This window comes from Neobacillus bataviensis LMG 21833 (genome assembly GCF_000307875.1).
GTDB classification, from domain to species: Bacteria; Bacillota; Bacilli; order Bacillales; family Cytobacillaceae; genus Neobacillus; species Neobacillus bataviensis.
This window is the reverse complement of sequence record NZ_AJLS01000057.1, coordinates 22,153-39,845: the sequence shown is the minus strand read 5'-3', so window position 1 is coordinate 39,845 and position 17,693 is coordinate 22,153. Positions and strand designations below refer to the sequence as shown.

15 protein-coding genes are annotated in these 17,693 nt (G+C 33.1%); 3 read left to right on the top strand and 12 right to left on the bottom strand.

All coding sequences use genetic code 11. The features are described from left to right. Window positions 1-163: 163 nt before the first annotated feature. The 4 genes from BABA_RS10365 to BABA_RS10350 all read right to left on the bottom strand — a co-directional run bounded on the left by BABA_RS10365 (window position 164) and on the right by BABA_RS10350 (window position 4,276). Entirely contained in the window at window positions 164-940 is a 777-nt protein-coding gene (locus BABA_RS10365; RefSeq protein WP_007085132.1) for a hypothetical protein, read from the bottom strand. After that, a complete protein-coding gene (locus BABA_RS10360) occupies window positions 930-1,784 on the bottom strand; it encodes a hypothetical protein (protein WP_007085131.1) in 855 nt (284 codons plus the stop codon). The genes BABA_RS10365 and BABA_RS10360 overlap by 11 nt, the downstream gene beginning before the upstream one ends. 1 nt (window position 1,785) lies before the next feature. Further along, window positions 1,786-3,705, bottom strand: coding sequence for a hypothetical protein (locus BABA_RS10355; RefSeq protein ID WP_007085130.1), 1,920 nt, complete (start codon window positions 3,703-3,705; stop codon window positions 1,786-1,788). Between the two features lie 337 nt (window positions 3,706-4,042). Then, window positions 4,043-4,276 carry a helix-turn-helix domain-containing protein gene (locus BABA_RS10350; RefSeq protein ID WP_007085129.1) on the bottom strand — a complete coding sequence of 78 codons (234 nt, stop codon included), beginning with the start codon at window positions 4,274-4,276 and terminating at the stop codon, window positions 4,043-4,045. A 152-nt stretch (window positions 4,277-4,428) separates the two neighbouring features. Between BABA_RS10350 and BABA_RS10345 the strand changes: the two genes are divergently transcribed. Continuing rightward, window positions 4,429-5,622, top strand: coding sequence for an AIPR family protein (locus BABA_RS10345; RefSeq protein ID WP_007085128.1), 1,194 nt, complete (start codon window positions 4,429-4,431; stop codon window positions 5,620-5,622). Window positions 5,623-6,014: 392 nt separating this feature from the next. Here BABA_RS10345 and BABA_RS10340 read toward each other — a convergent pair whose 3' ends face one another. From BABA_RS10340 to BABA_RS10325, 4 genes are all read right to left on the bottom strand, one after another. Further along, window positions 6,015-6,743: an HNH endonuclease gene (locus BABA_RS10340; protein ID WP_007085127.1), complete on the bottom strand. Its 729-nt coding sequence runs from the start codon at window positions 6,741-6,743 to the stop codon at window positions 6,015-6,017. Between the two features lie 499 nt (window positions 6,744-7,242). Next, window positions 7,243-8,019, bottom strand: coding sequence for a hypothetical protein (locus tag BABA_RS10335; protein WP_007085126.1), 777 nt, complete (start codon window positions 8,017-8,019; stop codon window positions 7,243-7,245). 14 nt (window positions 8,020-8,033) lie between these two features. Next, on the bottom strand, window positions 8,034-10,370 hold the full coding sequence (locus BABA_RS10330; protein WP_007085125.1) for a hypothetical protein: 2,337 nt from the start codon (window positions 10,368-10,370) through the stop codon (window positions 8,034-8,036). Window positions 10,371-10,384: 14 nt separating this feature from the next. Continuing rightward, window positions 10,385-10,615 carry a P-loop NTPase family protein gene (locus BABA_RS10325; protein ID WP_007085124.1) on the bottom strand — a complete coding sequence of 77 codons (231 nt, stop codon included), beginning with the start codon at window positions 10,613-10,615 and terminating at the stop codon, window positions 10,385-10,387. A 584-nt stretch (window positions 10,616-11,199) separates the two neighbouring features. Between BABA_RS10325 and BABA_RS10320 the strand changes: the two genes are divergently transcribed. Beyond that, window positions 11,200-11,580 carry a very short patch repair endonuclease gene (locus BABA_RS10320; RefSeq protein WP_007085123.1) on the top strand — a complete coding sequence of 127 codons (381 nt, stop codon included), beginning with the start codon at window positions 11,200-11,202 and terminating at the stop codon, window positions 11,578-11,580. A gap of 650 nt (window positions 11,581-12,230) precedes the next feature. On the opposite strand, the gene BABA_RS10315 is transcribed toward BABA_RS10320, so the two are convergent. From BABA_RS10315 to BABA_RS10300, 4 genes are all read right to left on the bottom strand, one after another. Further along, a complete protein-coding gene (locus tag BABA_RS10315; protein ID WP_007085122.1) occupies window positions 12,231-13,415 on the bottom strand; it encodes a DNA cytosine methyltransferase in 1,185 nt (394 codons plus the stop codon). A gap of 216 nt (window positions 13,416-13,631) precedes the next feature. Further along, on the bottom strand, window positions 13,632-14,024 hold the full coding sequence (locus BABA_RS10310) for a hypothetical protein (RefSeq protein ID WP_007085121.1): 393 nt from the start codon (window positions 14,022-14,024) through the stop codon (window positions 13,632-13,634). A 206-nt stretch (window positions 14,025-14,230) separates the two neighbouring features. Continuing rightward, complete coding sequence (locus BABA_RS10305) at window positions 14,231-16,510, bottom strand: AlwI family type II restriction endonuclease (protein ID WP_007085120.1); 2,280 nt, start codon at window positions 16,508-16,510, stop codon at window positions 14,231-14,233. After that, window positions 16,503-17,000: a hypothetical protein gene (locus BABA_RS10300; protein WP_007085119.1), complete on the bottom strand. Its 498-nt coding sequence runs from the start codon at window positions 16,998-17,000 to the stop codon at window positions 16,503-16,505. Before BABA_RS10300 ends, BABA_RS10305 begins: the two co-directional genes overlap by 8 nt. Before the next feature lie 144 nt (window positions 17,001-17,144). On the opposite strand from BABA_RS10300, the gene BABA_RS10295 reads away from it, so the two are divergent. Next, a complete protein-coding gene (locus BABA_RS10295; protein ID WP_040345933.1) occupies window positions 17,145-17,564 on the top strand; it encodes a very short patch repair endonuclease in 420 nt (139 codons plus the stop codon). Window positions 17,565-17,693: the final 129 nt, after the last annotated feature.

Below are 17,693 nucleotides of genomic sequence, written 5' to 3'. Positions count from 1 at the left end.
CCTTTGTTAATATATTTTTATTTAAAGCTCTAATAATAAACTAACTTATTATTTTTTTTAATTAGTACAGTGTTAATAACTACGATTTTAATTAAGGCATCTAATTTTTCAAAATGATTTTATCTAATAAATCATAAGTAAAATATACAACTGGGTCTAACTTTTAATAGTTAGATACGGTTACTCCATCCACTATATTTGATACATCATAATAAATGCTTAACGCTTGTAACACTTCCTGCTTCAATGTTTCAATATCTAATAATGGTGACATAATAACTGGATATTTTTTGTTTAGTTCAAAAATAACACGTCTGCCGTAACGTTCGTCTTTCCCTAAATCGGGACGTCCCTTGATCTTTTCCTTCATAATATGGGAGATTTGCAGATCATCAATAATCGTTAAGATTTTAATTAAAAACTCTCCGTTTCGAAAAATAGCGTATTTAATAATATAATTATAGATATCTAGATTTTTCAAAACTAAATTGTAATAGTGCTTTTTCTCTTCCGTATCTTCTATTAAATCCTCAATATATTCCGCTACAAGCACACATTTATAAATATAATTTTCCCAGTCAAAGGTCTTAATCACGATGTTTTCGAATTGTTTCATGTCTGTTTTAACGACTGGGTAATTTTCAAGAATAAATTCACGCTTTTTCGTAACCAGCAAAGAGTGCCAAAAAATCTCTTCTAAATGAAGATCCCGATCCGTGTGGATATAAGAAGAAGCGATCACTTCAAATGCCAGCCGAAATGCTTGCATCTTCTCTTCTTCTGAACCACGTCCCATATAAATGGGAAAATCCGGTGCATCTGCTATAGTGACGACTTCATTTGTAAAATAGTCCTCATTGCCATGAATCTTATCCTCTAAGAAATCCTGATAAAATTGCTCGTTGTTTTTATAGCCCTTTTTTAATAATCTAATTTCCATTATTAATAAGCTCCTTAACTGCACCAGCATATTTTTCAATAATTCGATCTGAAATTAAAGAGATGACCTCATCAATGTTATCAATGGAAACCTCTTCAACCATTTTCTTTGATAGTAACTGATACAGCTTAAAATCTAGTAAATTTTCAGGTTGTGGGATTTGAGTGATATAAACATAATCCTCCCCCTGCTCACTATATTCTTGAATAAAGCGCTGCAAAGCGGTACGAAGACCGGCATAAATATAAGGATTATTGAACGCCTGACTGGAACCTAATCCATTAAATTGGTAATCTTCTTTTCGATAATGAATAATAATCGTTTCCGTGCCAAGTTCAATTTTTATATCCGAATGTAACTGTTCATCTAACTTCTTCTCAAAGAGCACCAATGGATTTTGAATACTTCCCTCAAATACAACGATGTTAGAGTAACCTAATAGGGCCTGTTTGGGGACGGTGATTTCGTCTTTGAACGTATCATAAAAACTAGTTAAATCATGATTGTCACTAAAATTAATTTCTTTCGTTGATTGAATGTGCAATTGAATCGACGTACGTTTACTTAGTGACACTCTTCTCTTAGGCACTTCAATCGTGGTTTGATGCGGATCAAGCTTATAAAATTTATTATCCTTGGACTGGATAATGAATATGGCCTGCGCATCCCCTGTAGCAATAAGTTTTTTCATAAAAGGAGAACTCATTTCATACTCAATGGTAAATCGATAATCATTTGTATTTTCCTCTAAGGTAACATCCAGCATAAAAGAGCCATTTTCATAGCTTGTGGATGTATTCGTTAAAATAGGATAAGGAAAATTGGCATCTTTTTTATAAATCATGTTACACCTCTACATAGTAAACAAATTTTAAAGCTCGATTATAATTTGGTTTTAAGTCGAGTTTCAATTTCACCATGCCTTTTTTAATCGAAACATTTCTAATGGATTCATTTTCAATGACACAACTAGATCCTGTATGTTGATCAATGGCATCCTCATAATTTTCCTTCAATTTAAATTCATCCTTATATTCCTCCCCCATGCCATCCACCAGGTTGAAAGAAAGATGACAAGAAGTCTTCCTTTTCATTTCTTGAATATCTTTAAAGTTAAATTGAATAAATTCATGATTCTTTACAATTAATCGCTCCACTAAATTAGGACTGACACTAAAGATTTCCGTTCCAGATTCCTGCAGCTCATCGGCAGTTCCAGTTGGATTATTCCGGCGTGTTCGTTTAATGCCTGTTTTTCGCGGCTTAACGGCACCTTCTTGTTCTCCACTATTTTTCGTTTTCTTTTTTGTTGTGACATCCGTTGTTTTTACCACATTCTTACCTTTATTCATCTTCACTGCACCAAACGCATGAGATAAATCCTGCTTGAATTGCGTTTCAATAATATATAAAAGATCCTTTGTATCCATTTCACCATCTGTTGGGTTATTTCGCTTCATTTCTTCATCAATAATCTTTGCAATGGCATTGGACAGATTATTAATAAAGCGAGTCGCCTGTCGTTTTAGTTTGGGATCTTTAATGTCCGCTGCCGAAATCTTGGTATGTGACTCATTTTCTAATGATTTTAAATAACTATCTTCATCTAAACCACCAATTAATACCGCATTATACGGTTTAGTCGCATTTGATTTCACCGCAAAATCTTCAATTTTCATCCCAATTGTCCGAACAATGGCCACACGTCCTTTTACGATAGCCTCATTATATTTAAAATAAAGCTTAAAATTGAAGTCCTTTTCACCATTTGATACGACAATATCCCGTGGCTGTTCGCTTTTATAGGTTTTTACATAAAGTGGTGTAAAAACCTTTTTCATTTCGGAAATTTCCTGATGATAATATTGGCTACTATGTAAATAGTTTTCAATGGTATCAGCATTTAAGATATGATCATTGACTTGCACTTCTAATCTACCATCTAAAATAGAAATGAAGAAACTATCACACACCGTTTTAATAATTTCATCTTCACTGTCAAATTCTGATCGTAAATAAGGAATAATAATTTTTAAGCCTCTCGTTTTCTTTTCAAAAACTGGATGAAACTCATTTTCATAGGGATAAAACTTACTTGTTGCATGTTCTTCCTTTACATCTGCAAAATAACCAGTTGAACGAAAACATTGGCTATGGTAACTATGTTCAATTAATTGAACTGTCCCACCTAAATGCTGATCCCCATTTTCATCACAGTTTGCAAAATACATTAAATGAAGATCTGACGCAGCGTTTGATGCGATTTTCCCTACACCATGCGAGCCTCCTCGTGTAGTTTCAATCGTTTCATCACTTTCCTCAAAATGAACCCCTTTGTTATAGGCATAAATCCCCCATGTATCCTTCTTGGAATGACTTTGCCCATTTTTAGCACCAGTCAATCCTCTCGTGTTCATATCTTCAAATGAAATATAACGTACCTCTTCCTGATCCACTCGCTTAAGCATGTGATCAATCGTTTCCTTTGTGTAACTATTTCTTCCTTCGAGACACTTAATACGGTCAATCACATCACTAACACCAGGGATGTCCTTACGATTCATGGTACCCATTTTTATTTTCACAATGACGGGTGCCGTACTGTTGATCAATCGTCCATCCAATGAGTTTTGAATATTTTCTTTCGTTAAACCTTGTACACCTAATCCGTAGAAACGCTCTAATATTTTATTAAAATTGGATTCTTCGATATTAGGAATCGGAGAAAACTTCCATTGGCTTGTTTTTATAGCAACTGAAGTCATTATTTACACCTCGAGTATTTTAATAGCTATTTTCACTTTTCATAAGGTAAATTGCATTTTTAATAAATTCTTCTCTCTAATCTATGAAAGAATCATCCAAACTTCTATTTAAAATTAATAAATAATATTTACATAAATAATACCAGTATAATAGTACTATATTATCATTAGAACATCCAACAATTAACAATAATTAATATGGATTACTCAAGACCTATTGGTACAAAATTGATTTGTCTTTCCATATTTTCGAAATTAGGAATGTAAATTTTTTCATAGAAATGCTCTTAATTATCTTTGGTGTTTCCTTTTTCTAAGACTTAAATAAAATTAAAGCTTACAGTTTTATTTGCTGAAGAAAATCACCCATACTTAAACCCAATGCTAAGCAAATTTTATATAAAGAAATAATTGTTGCCGCTTTTTCTCCTCTTTCGACTTGTCCAATAAAGTTAAGATGTAATGAAGACTCTTCTGCCAATTCTGCCTGTGTAAATCCATTTCTTTCTCTTTCTATTCTAATTGCTTCACCGATAATTTTTTTAATTCTCTTTTCATATTCTTTATCCAATTTTAACACCTCATAAAAATTATAACAAAACACACTATAGTATGTTTATTTTTATTTGAGACTCGATTAAAATAAGTTTGTAGGTTAATAATGATCAAGGCTACTGCCCCTCAGCAGTTAGCTAATGAAAAATTTTGAGAGGAGAATAAATAATGAAAAAAATTAAATTTAAGGTTGAAAGCTTACGGAAAATTCCAAATCCATACGGTGTATTCTCACCAGAATCTAATAAGAAGACCCCAGAAATGATTTTCGCAATAGTCGATGTACGAGAATTGCCGGATAATATTCCTACCAAAACAAATCCTCGTGAACAAAATATGCGAACAAAGGTTGCTGGACGTATTAAAGAAGGTTTGTTATCTGATATTTCTCCATTCTTCATTTTAAACAGAGGAATATTGATATCTGCAAAAGATGTAAAATTTGATAATTCCAACTCTGAGTTAACTATTGTATTAGAAGATGAGACTGTTCATGGCAATGTAGATGGCGGCCACACATATAGAACAATCCTAGACTATCGTAATAAACTTGCACCAGATTCTAAGCAATATGCTAGAGTTGAAATTCTAACAGGTATTGAAGACATATTTGAAGATGTAGCCGCAGCCAGGAATACATCTGTACAAGTCCAAGATAAAGCAATAGCTGAACTTAAACAAAAATTCAATATGATTAAGGAATCTATTGATAGCGAGCCGTTTAAAGATGATATTGCATATAAGGAAAACGAAGATAAAGATATAGATGTTGCTGATATCCTAACTTTGCTTTATATGTTTAATTTAGAGAAGCATGACAATCGGGAGAAAGTGGCAGTGAGTGCATATAGTTCCAAACAAACATGTGTAAAGGACTATACCTCAGCATTTGATAAATATGAAAATGAAATGGAAAATAATCCTTATTATAAAATGAGAAACGTTATGACTGATATCTTTAAATTGTACGATCTTATCGAAACTAGCATGGCTAGAAAATATCGTGAAGCAAACAATGGTGGAATGTACGGTCGAATTAAAGGGGTAGAAGTACCAAAAACTGAAATTAAGTTTAAATCTAAATTTTACAAAAAAAATATGGATCACCGGACTCCAAAAGGTTTTTTATATCCTATTGTAGGGGCATTCCGTGCACTTCTGGCAGAAAAAGACGGTGTATATTATTGGAAGGCAAATCCAATGGAGTACTTTGAAGAAATTGGGAAAAACCTTGTAGCGGACACAGTAGAACGTAGCAGAACTTTAGGTAATAATCCAAACGCTGTAGGTAAAGACACGGGTACTTGGAAACAGTTGTATAATAATGTACTAACACAATATCTTCTCAATAAAGCAGAATAATTATTAGATTTTTTTGAAGGCGCTTCTTAAAATAATTAGAGGCGCTTTTAGTTTTCATTTATTAGTAATTCATATTTTTTAGATAAAAAGTTTCCTAAATTTTAATTTTTGTTTTACTAATTTTAAAAAAACATTTTTATTTATCTCTTAACATACTTGTAACACCAATTTGAAAAAATTAATAAATCAAATTTTAAAAACCCCCGAATTAATGACTTCGGGGAGATTTAGCTTTACGCTCAATATGGTAATGAAGACGGTATTCGATATTTCTTTTGTCCAGTTGTATAGAATTTCTTAATCTTACTGGAAAACTTCAAAATTCTAACTAAGTGTATCATTCTCAAATGAAATTATCCCATTTGAGCTGCCACTCCATTTTTAACTTGAAATTACAAAATCATTATCTTCGGCACCCAAAAATCAGTAAACCCATTTTCTACTGAATAATGATAGAGACCCTTCAATTTTTTACTTGAATAGACCTGCATGTCTTCTCTTTTTCTAAGTTCAGGTATTGAAATAAATGCTTTATTTCGATCAACTACTGTTTCTAAAAATTGTTCATTTGCTAATTTATCACTTTTCGATAAATTACACGCACTGCAGGCAATCACCAGATTCCATAATTGATCCGCTTGAACAAAGCTCCATGGTATAAAGTGATCAACATGGGCTGCATCTTTCTTGATTCCCTTCCCACAATAAAAACATATTCCATTATAAAACGAAGATAGCACTTGATAAAACTGATCAAGGGAGGGCCTTTTAGAAACATTTTCAACTTTTAAAAGCAGATTAGTCGTGTCACCTTTTTCATTAAATTTTTCTAAAAATAGCGCGAGATGATAATTCGTTAAATAATTTAACACTCGCTGAAATCGCTGCATGAAAGAGTAAAAAGTGCTATTAAGTTTAAGCTGTTCCTTCCCATTATCAAAATCATAAATGGTGCAGCCCGTGTCACCGTATATGGCACCCTTGACATTGATCTTGCATCTCTTCTTTACTTTGGTAATGATCTGATAAATCACCCTCAAGATAGTCAAGTTACCATTAAAATATATTTGATACTCTTCAATAATATGAGGAGCTAAACCCTCAGATTGTTTAAACCACATAAACCGCTCGAATCAACAAAACAGGGGTTGCAGGAACACTAAGTACAACTCGTTAATTTTTTTTATTTATTAAATTACTACAATAAAATAATTAATTTAAAAGGGATAAGAGTTGTTATCCCATTAATAATTTATACCTTAGCAATACAAAACGTACACTAAGTACAAAAGCAATCACTATATCCCAAAAACCGCCTGACCCTCTAGTAACACTTCAGCTTGTTTTTTGCTTGACCTGTATTATTCTTTACAGTTGTCTTTCTCTTTTTTTGTTCACTCGGGGGCTTTGAACAGCTTATATCCTATAAGTGTAGTAGCGGTATTAAACTTTTAGTAATTGGAGATAAATCTCATTTTTATTATTTTCCTCAGTACAAAATGTCAAAATAAAAACAAAGCTGATTTTATTATCGACTTTGTTTTTATTATTGTGTAAGGGAACCCATCTACTTTTTAATTTCCTTTGACTCTATATCCTTATCAAAACTTTTACGCTCTACTAATCAATCAGATATATTTTTTTAAAAGCCTGTTCACAAATAAATAATAAGTCATAATCTTTACTTTTTCTTTTGAGTAAAAATACTTCTTTAAAATACTTTTCCTGATATTTCTTTTTCTGCTTTAACCTGGCTTCAGTTGGTTTTTTATCTTGGTCAGTAAATGACTGTTTATATAAATCAATGTAGGCAGAAGTAATATCATATACCATGTCGTATTTCTCAAATAACTGCTGATCTTCAAAAACTGAAGTATCTTTATCTTTTATAAATAATCTAATTCCTGTCATAAATAATCTAAAAGGATTTCGAGATATCTTAATGTTCTTTGCTTTTGCTGCTAGCCAATTAATTATTCTTTCTTCCTTCATTACTTCTTTGACATCAAATAAATATGACCACTCGCTCCAATTAACATTATTGATATCAATTAGGTCATAATAGGATAATTTAAAGTAATAATCATAAAGTTTCCTATTACCTCTATCTTGAGGTCGGCCCTCATCATTGGAGGCAAAGTCCCTAATCTGATCCCAAAACATTTTCTCCTGAATACCTTTAATATCAAACTGTTCAACAAGTTTTCTCAGTTCAGTACCAAATTCATAGGCATAGGCTACTACTCTTTTTTTGTACTTGGTATTTAACTTCTCTTCTAAGGCAGGAATAAAAGTTTCTAGATATTCCTGCATTTTATTGGCTTCTTCAATTTCTTGCGGAGAGAGCAGGCCTAAATAAGCTTTTTTCCCGTCAACGTTTTTAATAAGTTTGGCCACTTTCTTCACACCTTTTAGGATTTTAATCTTTTATATTGTAAATAATCTATTGTAAAGTAAATTTTTTCCATTAGTTCTGCAGGAGATAACTCTTCAAAAATTTGCTCATTTTGGCTTCCATTAATGCTTAAGATCGAATAGTTGCCTTCCTCGATGTGCGCTCGAACCATTTGTTTTAACATCTCTTCTGCTAGATATTCTTTCCTATGTTCTTCGTCATCTACTATTCTTTCGTATGCCGGGTGCTTTACATAAAGATCAAATACCCAATTACCATCTACGTTATTTAAATCAGACTTTTTTCCGCTTTCCTCAGTAAATGTCCTGAAATCACTAAACGTACTTCCACTACCATTAGGATCTTGATTAAAGAAAACGGATATCTTAGAGCCCTTTGAAAGTTCTTCAGCCATTTCATAATCTAAAAAGTCTTGTGCAGCACTAATTCTTGCCCTAATTTCAATTTTGCCTTGATCAATTTTTGATTCATAAACATCTTGGTGAAACATAATATCGGGACAATCAATTTCCATTTTATCATAAGGATTTAAAACAATATCCTTTTTTAAAATAATTGATTCAATTAATTCATTACTTTGTGCCACATTATGAGTACTTAAGTGAAAAGCAATAAACGCTTTTTCAGCAGTATTATTCTCAATAGTGTATTTTATTTCTGTTAAACTTTCATTCGTGTTTACCCTTTTTGACTCTTCTCGCGGAAATTTCATACTAGTATTCTTAAGCAAAAAGTTATGTCTTGGTTCAGAAACAGGTGTTGTATCATAATAAAAGGGTATTTGCTTAATGATTGTTTTTCCTGCAATAGATACTTCCAAAGCAATAATGTTCTTTTCATATCTGACTAAGGGTGAGTCTATTATTAATTCAAATGGACCAAAGTTTTCCTCTGAAGAACCCTGGATTTCCTTAATACTAGTAGCAATATTTTTTACTTCCTGATTTTTACAAGTTACACTTAACTTGTATTCTATTTTTTTTGTTGAACCTGTATTATTCTTTATCTTAAATTTAATGTTTCTTATTTTATCTCCAGTTAATAGCCTATCCCTGTTTGAGTTAGGAAAATCGATACCTGCCCAGCTTACTTCAATCTTCTCTTTTTTCTGACCTCTGCTGCCAATGCTTTCTACATTTATTGTATTAAAAAATGTATCTAATCCTTGCGAAATCTCCGTTAGTTCTTGTCTTAGCCGCTGGTCTTCACTGGTTTTCTTTTTTATTAAACCTAAGTCTTCCATAAATATCTTGTGCTCGTTATTTACTTCGAATTTTAGTTTTTGAAAACACCTTTTATTCTTATTTTTAACCCCATAATGTTCCAGGTCTTCATTAAGTGCTAATTCCGCTTCCCAATTATTATCAACCTCAATAAACCCAAAATACTTGTTTTTAATTTTGGCAGGTATATCTAATGGTATTTCACCTATTTTCATATCTCTACGATAAAAAGCCACTCCACACAGTTCCTCATTAATTTCTTCCTCTGAAACAAAGAGCTCGATTTTTTTGACACTATGATATGCTGGTAAAGTGTAAGCATTTCTTTTCCATGCCTTCCAACCATTTTTTTCTTCAATAGCATCATTATAAACTGATGGAACTTTGGCTGTTTTAACTTCTCCATTATATTCTACACAAATAGTTACATGATATTTGAGAATAATTCTCCACCACGTCTCTTCTATGTAGTTTAAAAAATAACCATTTTTAATTGCGTTGACTATTTCAACTCTTGGGTTCAATATTATTATTCTGCTTCCCACTTTATTAATTGGTGTAAGCTCAGTGTTGTCTTTTATATATTGTCTTGCTACTTCATTTTCATAGGCAATATTCGCAACTTTTAAAGAATTACCCTCTAACATTTTATAATTGGCTCTATAACCTTCTTTTTTTGTAAGCGTTTCAAAAATAAAATTATAATCATTTGATGCAGCTGAGTAGAGTAATTTACCTCTTCCGAATAGACCAGCACCTTCGTTACCACCAGAATAATTCATGGCCGAAAAACGAGCCAGTCTATATTCTGAGTCTAAATCCCCTGACATATTATTTATTTCATCCATAGGGATATTAGGACCCGTCATTCCTGTTGTTCCCCAATCCTCCACACAGAGAAAAACACCTTTTTCATTCTCAATTAATTGAAAACGTGTACCCCAACCATTTCCTTTTTTATTTATTCTTGCTCCCCAGGAATTTTGTATAGAATCCTTTTGAAATCCATGAACTAATCCTTCTGCAGGCTCAGTTTCATATCCAGCCACAACTTGATCAATATTGGATTTCCAGTTTGTTGGAACTACAACTGCTGATTCCCCTATCATTATAATCCTCCTCTCTAAAATTTAAATTCAATTTCATCCTGTTGTTGTTCCTGAAATTTATTCCTTGTGTTCCTCAGTTCCCTTTCAATAGCGGTAAATATTTTCCTTACCTCTTCCTCAGTATAAGAATAATTGCCTTTATTAGCACAATTCCCTAATAATTTTAGGGTTTTTAGAATTTTGTTTGTCCGCTGCTCAGCAATTTTTATAAATCTATCATGTTTCTCTGGGTTGATGTTGGTCATTCTTCCACCTCATTTAGAATATTAAATATATCCAAAAGTAAACACTACATTTTTAAAATGTAGTAAATATTTATATTTTGTAATTTTCATATTAGTATAAATTATTTCTTTTGTAAATTATATTTTTTAATATATAGATAAATGTTCATTAAAACTCTTAAAAAATATTAGATTTAATAAATAATTTAAAATGCGAATTATTGAATTAATGATTAGTAGTTTTTTTGCCTATTTTAATTATTTGTATATTAAATATTTCCACTTAACTCTTATAGTACAAAGGTGCTGCTACATATAATTGCTGGCCAACCAAAAAAAAAAAACACAAAAATAACCAAATAAAAAGCTACCTTTATCGGCAATCTTTCAGCAGTAAATACAATAATTTAAATTAAATTTTTGACAGGAAGTTAAAATTAAAATTTAATTTATTGGAATCGAACACTCGATTTTTCTTATTAGTATATGAAATCGGATAAAAATTAACAAAGTTATTTTGAATTATGATTTAATATATAAAAATAAAAATAATACAATAAAGGTGAAATAATGACTGATATGAGTAAAGAAAAAAGGTCAAAACCATGAGAGCCATCAAATCAATATCCAAGCTGGAAAATAGGGTGTCCAATGTATTATGGAATAGAGGAATCCGTTTTCGTAAAAACAGCATATTATTCGGAAAGCCTGATATATCCATTCAAAAATATAAAATAGTTATTTTTATTGATTCATGTTTTTGGCATGTTTGCCCTTTACATGGGAATAAACCAAAGTCCAATCAAGAATATTGGATAAAAAAGTTGGAAAGAAACCAATACAGGGACAAAGAGGTAAATGATTATTATAACAAAAACGGCTGGTATCTATTGCGGTTTTGGGAACATGATCTAAAAGAAGATTTTGAAGGTACTGTTGATAGAATTTCCTTATTCATTAAACAAGTTAAGGGAGAAGAACAATAGAAACTTTTGTCCATAAAGCCTTTTGAAAGAATCCCTTATGCTTCTGAACCATCAGAATGGGAAGAGCAGTTTAGCCAGTTTTGCTAAAGTTACAAAAAGCCGGAATAACTTCTGCAGGTTATCAGGCATATTATCTAAAACAAGATGGACCTAAAAGGAGATGGTGAGATGCTTTAGTTATATATTTTTGACAGAAACTCCTTGCATTTAAATTTTTACGGCAAAAGAAGCAACTCCGAAAATTACATTTATAAAAATATAGGCTGAACCAAAAGCTCATTGACTGACAATTTTTAGGGGTCAGTTTTTTTATTTCTCTCTGTGGAATCAAGACAAAAAAACTGAGAAAGAAAAAAACCATCTGTTTAGATGCCAGATTAGAACTTCTTGAAATTAACAACTCCCTATATTTAACCAATTAATGAAATTACCCCCAAATAATATTGGACGAAAAATTTACCAGCTTAACTTATCGAGACGAGAAAAAGCGGTTATCTAAAAGAATAGTGGATACAAAGTATATATTTTATAAAAAATAATATTAAAGGATAACCATAGTTGGTTATCCCTTTAATATGTTCTATAAGTGGGCCATGCATTATAGGTAAACACTTCAGCCTTTATGCAAAAGTAATTTCCTTCTTAAGCGACTATATATCAAAAGCTCCCTGACCTTCCAGTGCCACTTCTACTTGTTTTTGGCTTGATTTGGTTTTTCCTTTGCGGGTTTTCTTCTTTTTTTGTTGGCCAGTTTCTATCATTTGCCTAATTTCTTCCTCATCCCATCTTGCTGGTTCAGTTGGATACTCATTACCGGCAAACGTATTTAAAATTGCTTCAATAATAATTTTTGCTCCGTCAACTGGAACTGCCATTCCAACTTGAGCTCGTACACTTTCACTTCCACCAATAAATACAAAGTCATCTGGAAAAGTTTGGAGTCTAGCTCGCTCACGACTAGTTAAGGCACGCGGTTCAGCATAATGATACATATGAGTACCCCCGCCACCAGAACCAGTTACGGTGTACGCAGGCGCATCCGGATCTAATCTTTTATAAATATTGGACATTTTCGCACCTTTTACATTTAACCGATACTTTTCTGGAATATAAGGTGCCCATGCATTATCACCAGGTTTAATAATAGAAAGTCTTTCGATGACCTGTTTGGTATGCTTGGTTGGCTCATTATTAGGTGCATCCTTAGGTATTGGCACTTCTAACACACTTCTTGCAGATGTCCATTCGTCCTTATTTTTAAAAGGAGCCTTGGGTACTTGAAACTTCAAGTTAATATCTTTACGAATCCCAACAATAATAATTCTATGGCGAGCCTGAGGTACACCATACTCTTCAAAATTGTATTTATGTGGAGTAATATTGTACCCAGCATCCTCCATTTCTTTTAAAATTTGAATTAATGCCAAGCCATCATTAGCACTTTCAAGCCCGCCAACATTTTCAGCTATAAACCACTTAGGCTTTTTATATCTCAATACTTTTATTCCATAAGTATAAAGGGGACCAAATTCTCCCTCCAAACCCTTTGACTTTCCTACAATCGAAAAATCATTGCAAGGGAAGCCAAATGCGAAACAATCTATATCTGGCATCAAATTAAGTTTTAGTCTTTTAACATCAGCACAAATAACTGATTTTCGGTTCTCGGGACAAATATTGTGTCGAAATGTTTCACAAGTATCTTCGTCATAGTCAACAGCCCATTTATGATTAACTTTATAAATATTTCCTTCTGAATCTTTTACTTCTGCTAGTTTTGCACCAAGTGTCAAACCACCCGGTCCACAAAAAAGTTCACCCTTATCAAAAATCATGATTCTTCTCTCCAATTTCTTTCTACTCAGATAGATAATATTATACACTAGTTTCTTTTCTATTTAAATTAGCAAGTCCTACCTGATATAAAGAAGTCCTTGTAGACGTCTATACTTCCATCTTTTTAAAATAAAAAACCGCCCATTGCAAGGCGGTGTCGTGTCAATTACGATTACAGATCGCAGACCGTTTTTTATATAAAATGTCTAGGAAAATTAAAGTTTCTCTATTTCAATGTCAGTTGGACTGGTCCAAGTGACCTTGACTCTATCTCCTTTTTTGGCACCTACGTGGTGGAACCACCCCCCCAGTAATTGTAAGTTGCCACTACCTTGAAATTGTTTGGCATAAACATCCCCAGCCGCCATTGAACCAGATGCCTTCAAAGGAACATTTGATAAAAACCCATCCGCTGAATTACAATTGAAAGTGTTTAAACCACTTGAGTGGTTACTATTGTAAATACCAATTGCTTTTGCGTCCTTTCTGGGTATTTGCAGGTAACCTTCTCCGTAAATAATGTCACGAGTGCCGGTGTATCGATGGGTTCCCCATTCCAAATGTGACTTTTGTAAAGTTGTGATAAAAAAATCTCCAGCATTGGGCATGAATATTCCTCCTAATATATTAATCTTTTAATACATGATTGTATTGATCATTCTTTGACATAAATATAAACCACAATAGATTTTATTAATAGCGTACTTCCAAAAATCTATAAATACACCAAGCTTTGTTATTTGAAAAGTTCCTCCTGCTGTTCAAACAGTTATTACGAAGGATGAAGAAGCTCAAGGAGCAAAGCTCCTTGAATTCATTTAAAATTAAAATCAAAATTTTGGTCTATTTTATTATTTAAGTCCAATATGGATTCGTAAATTTCAACCGCTTCCAGTGCATCTTCCAAACTAACCTGAATAATTGCCCTAGAAGCCTGATCCATTGTTGTTTCCCATATTTGAAGAGGCTTCATATCTTCAAAGCCTTTAAAACGTTGTATTATCGGTGAGGGTTGAGTCGATGGCTCATTTAAAATTTCATTAAGTTCTTTTTCATTATAAGCATAGTTGCAATGCTTATCATGTTGAACTTTATAAAGCGGCTGCAGAGCAATATATACATAACCAGCTTCCAAAATTGGTCTCATATAGCGGTAAAAGAACGTTAGAATTATTGATCGAAAATGGGCACCAAAAACATCTGCATCGGATAAAATGATGATCTTTTGGTAACGAACTTTAGATATATCAAACCCTTCGGCAATTCCTGTTCCAATTGCTTTCTTTAGTTCATATTCCTCATTGCTAGAATAAATCTGATTTTGGCTATCTTCTTCATCGGTAAGTAACTTTCCACTTAAAGGAAGAATCGCTTGGATATGCGGATCACGACATTGTTTAGCCAACCCCCCTACAAAATTTCCGTCAACAATGTACAATTCTGAAACGGCGGAATCATCATACTCACAATCAGCAAATTTAACTGAATGGATATTGCGTAATAATTCACCAACCGTTGAAAAAGCTTTATTTTCAATTGCTTGAAGGAATGGTTCTACCCGGTCATGTTTGGGGATCCCATTATCAATACAGTAGTCCAAGTAACCAAGCATTACATTCGCGCTTAACATAATACCTTTGATCTCTCGTTCCGGTATTGCTCTTTTCGCTAACTTACTAATCTTCTCAAGATTTTTTTCTCCACTCCATGCTGCCACGGTAACGTACCCAAAGTATGCAACCTCCCTGTTGTCATATCCTTCGTAGTTCGGAATATACTCAGAGGCCATATGGGAAACTAGATTTGCAGCTAGGGGAAACTTCGGTCGATACATTTTTGCATCAATAATAAAGGAGAGTTTATCACCCAGCTTGACGAGTATTTCAATTTCTGTTTTTTCATCTGATGTTGGTTTCGGGTTCATTTCAACATTAAAACCTATTGCTTTAAGAACATCACCCGTTTTTTGCTCAAATCGATGTTCATTAGTTTCGTTTAAATAACCTTCAACGAAATCGATGTTTAAACCTCTAATGCTGTATTTCTTAATTTCATCTGCATGTTTCTCAGATTCTTTTATAGAGAACTCTTTCAGCAGAATGTTTTTAATATCTTCATGAGATAATTCTTCCAGATATGGATAATCTGAAAGCAATTCTTTTATTTTATTTTCAGTTTTTGCCTTATTAGTTGCCGGCATAATCTCCCCGTAATTACTTGCTTTATAGCTGTCAATATCAAGACCATTGTTCTCCGCCATACGCTGTAGAGAAATATGATACCGTGTGTTAAACGGATATCTGGTGTCGTAAGCAGCTAACTCATTTGATACTCTCTTTGAGTCTGCTGGATTAACTCTAAGAGCTTCCCCGCGAATATATTCAACCAATCCAGTATAATCACAGATAAGCATGAACGTATGAGCTACGTCACCATGCGCTATCTCAAAAGCCCTTGCTCCCTTATCAGATCGTTCACGGTGGTCAAATTCTGCTGCAATTTTTTGTTTTATTTCTGATTTTTCCACTGCATTTGCATTTCGAAATCGCAAAATTTTGTCAGTTACGGACATAAGTTCATTGTCCGTCTTTGCAGTTAAAGCAAAATAGGTTATTTCCTCTTTGGTTAGATAGTAATCAAGTTGTGATTGGTTCACCAATTTAATTACAAATCTTGCCGGTCTAATTCGGAATCCGGATTCGTATTGAGGGCGGAAACCAGGTTCAAGAAAATATGCATTTGGTATTTGTAGCGTCAGAATCTGCTTAGTAACATTTTCTCTTATCTTTTCACCGTCCATTACCTTTCTGCCTACCTTAGTAAGCCTAAGTTTTCCTTCCTCGTCTGTAAAAACATAAGAGAATGTTTTTAACATAGCCGCCCAAGTTCTGCCTCCAGAACCGTCATTACTAACATTTTCACGCTTTATCCCCCGAGCATTTAAAGCTCGTTCATAATTTAAGTGTGCTTCCCTATTTCCCGCCCACTTGATCTTAAATCCAACAGTTGCATCATTTAGGGCAAGAAGTGCATCTCTATGGAACTTAGGGTCACGTTCTGGACGTGTAATGAACCATATTTTTCTTTCAGCCATTTTTATCGCTCCTCTTTGTTAATGAGATTATACGGCCGTAAACATCCGATTCTTCTGGCGATATACCGTCAGTAGTTTCCAATGAATCAACATAAAACTTTAAGTTAATAAAGAAGTCTGTCATTCCAGAATCGGGGCTGAGCAAATCCTCAATCTCAACATCATTTAGGTCCAACAAAACAGAAGCAATTTCCATTATTTCATCGTCAATTATTGAAGTAATTGAAATTGGGTTATCCTTGTTCTGTACGTTGACTATCTTGGTTACTCCTGCAATCAATTTTATAAGTGTGGAAACTCTCATATCTTCTAAATTGTTGAATGTCCGATTGAACCAGTTTCCACTTCTGCCGGTTGCTTCGCTCAATTGGTAATGTTTTATCTTTCGGGATACAAGTTCATTATTTATGTTTCTAGTAACCCGATAAAGAATAATCTTGTGTAATACCCCTTGCAACAGCTCTTTATCATCAGGTAAAATGATTGACAAATATTCCACCTCCCAAATTAAACCATTTTCCCTTCGTTGGATTAATAATATATGATGACCAGTTCCGGAAAATCGGCTCATGAGGTGATATCAGGGTACTTAGTGAAATTTTTTTTATTATTTTCTTTAACCGAGGTTTTTAATATGACAGATATATTTTCAAAAGAGCAACGTTCGAGGAATATGAAGGCAATTCGTTCTAAAGGAACTTCATTGGAAAATATTGTAGGGAAGGAATTGTGGAAAAAAGGTATAAGGTTTAGGAAGAACGTTCGAAAGCTTAAGGGGAATCCAGACATAGCAATACAAAAATATAAAATTGTAATCTTCCTTGATTCATGTTTTTGGCATACGTGTCCATTACATGGTAAAAAACCAAGTTCTAATTTAGAATATTGGGAAAAGAAGCTCAAGAGGAACATTGAAAGGGATAATGAAGTTACTGCTTTTTACCAGCAAAAGGGATGGAATATCATGCGTGTATGGGAACATGAAGTAAAAAATGATCTTCATGGAACAATTGAAAAAATAGCGAACTTCATACAAAGTTGCAAAAATGCATGAATTCCGCTATTTTACCAATTACATCTATTACTCACTCCCCATTGTTTAGTGATTTTATTCTAAATTTCTAACTTTATTGATTTTTTACCGAAATCATATGGTTGAATGTAATAGATCTTACCCAAAACA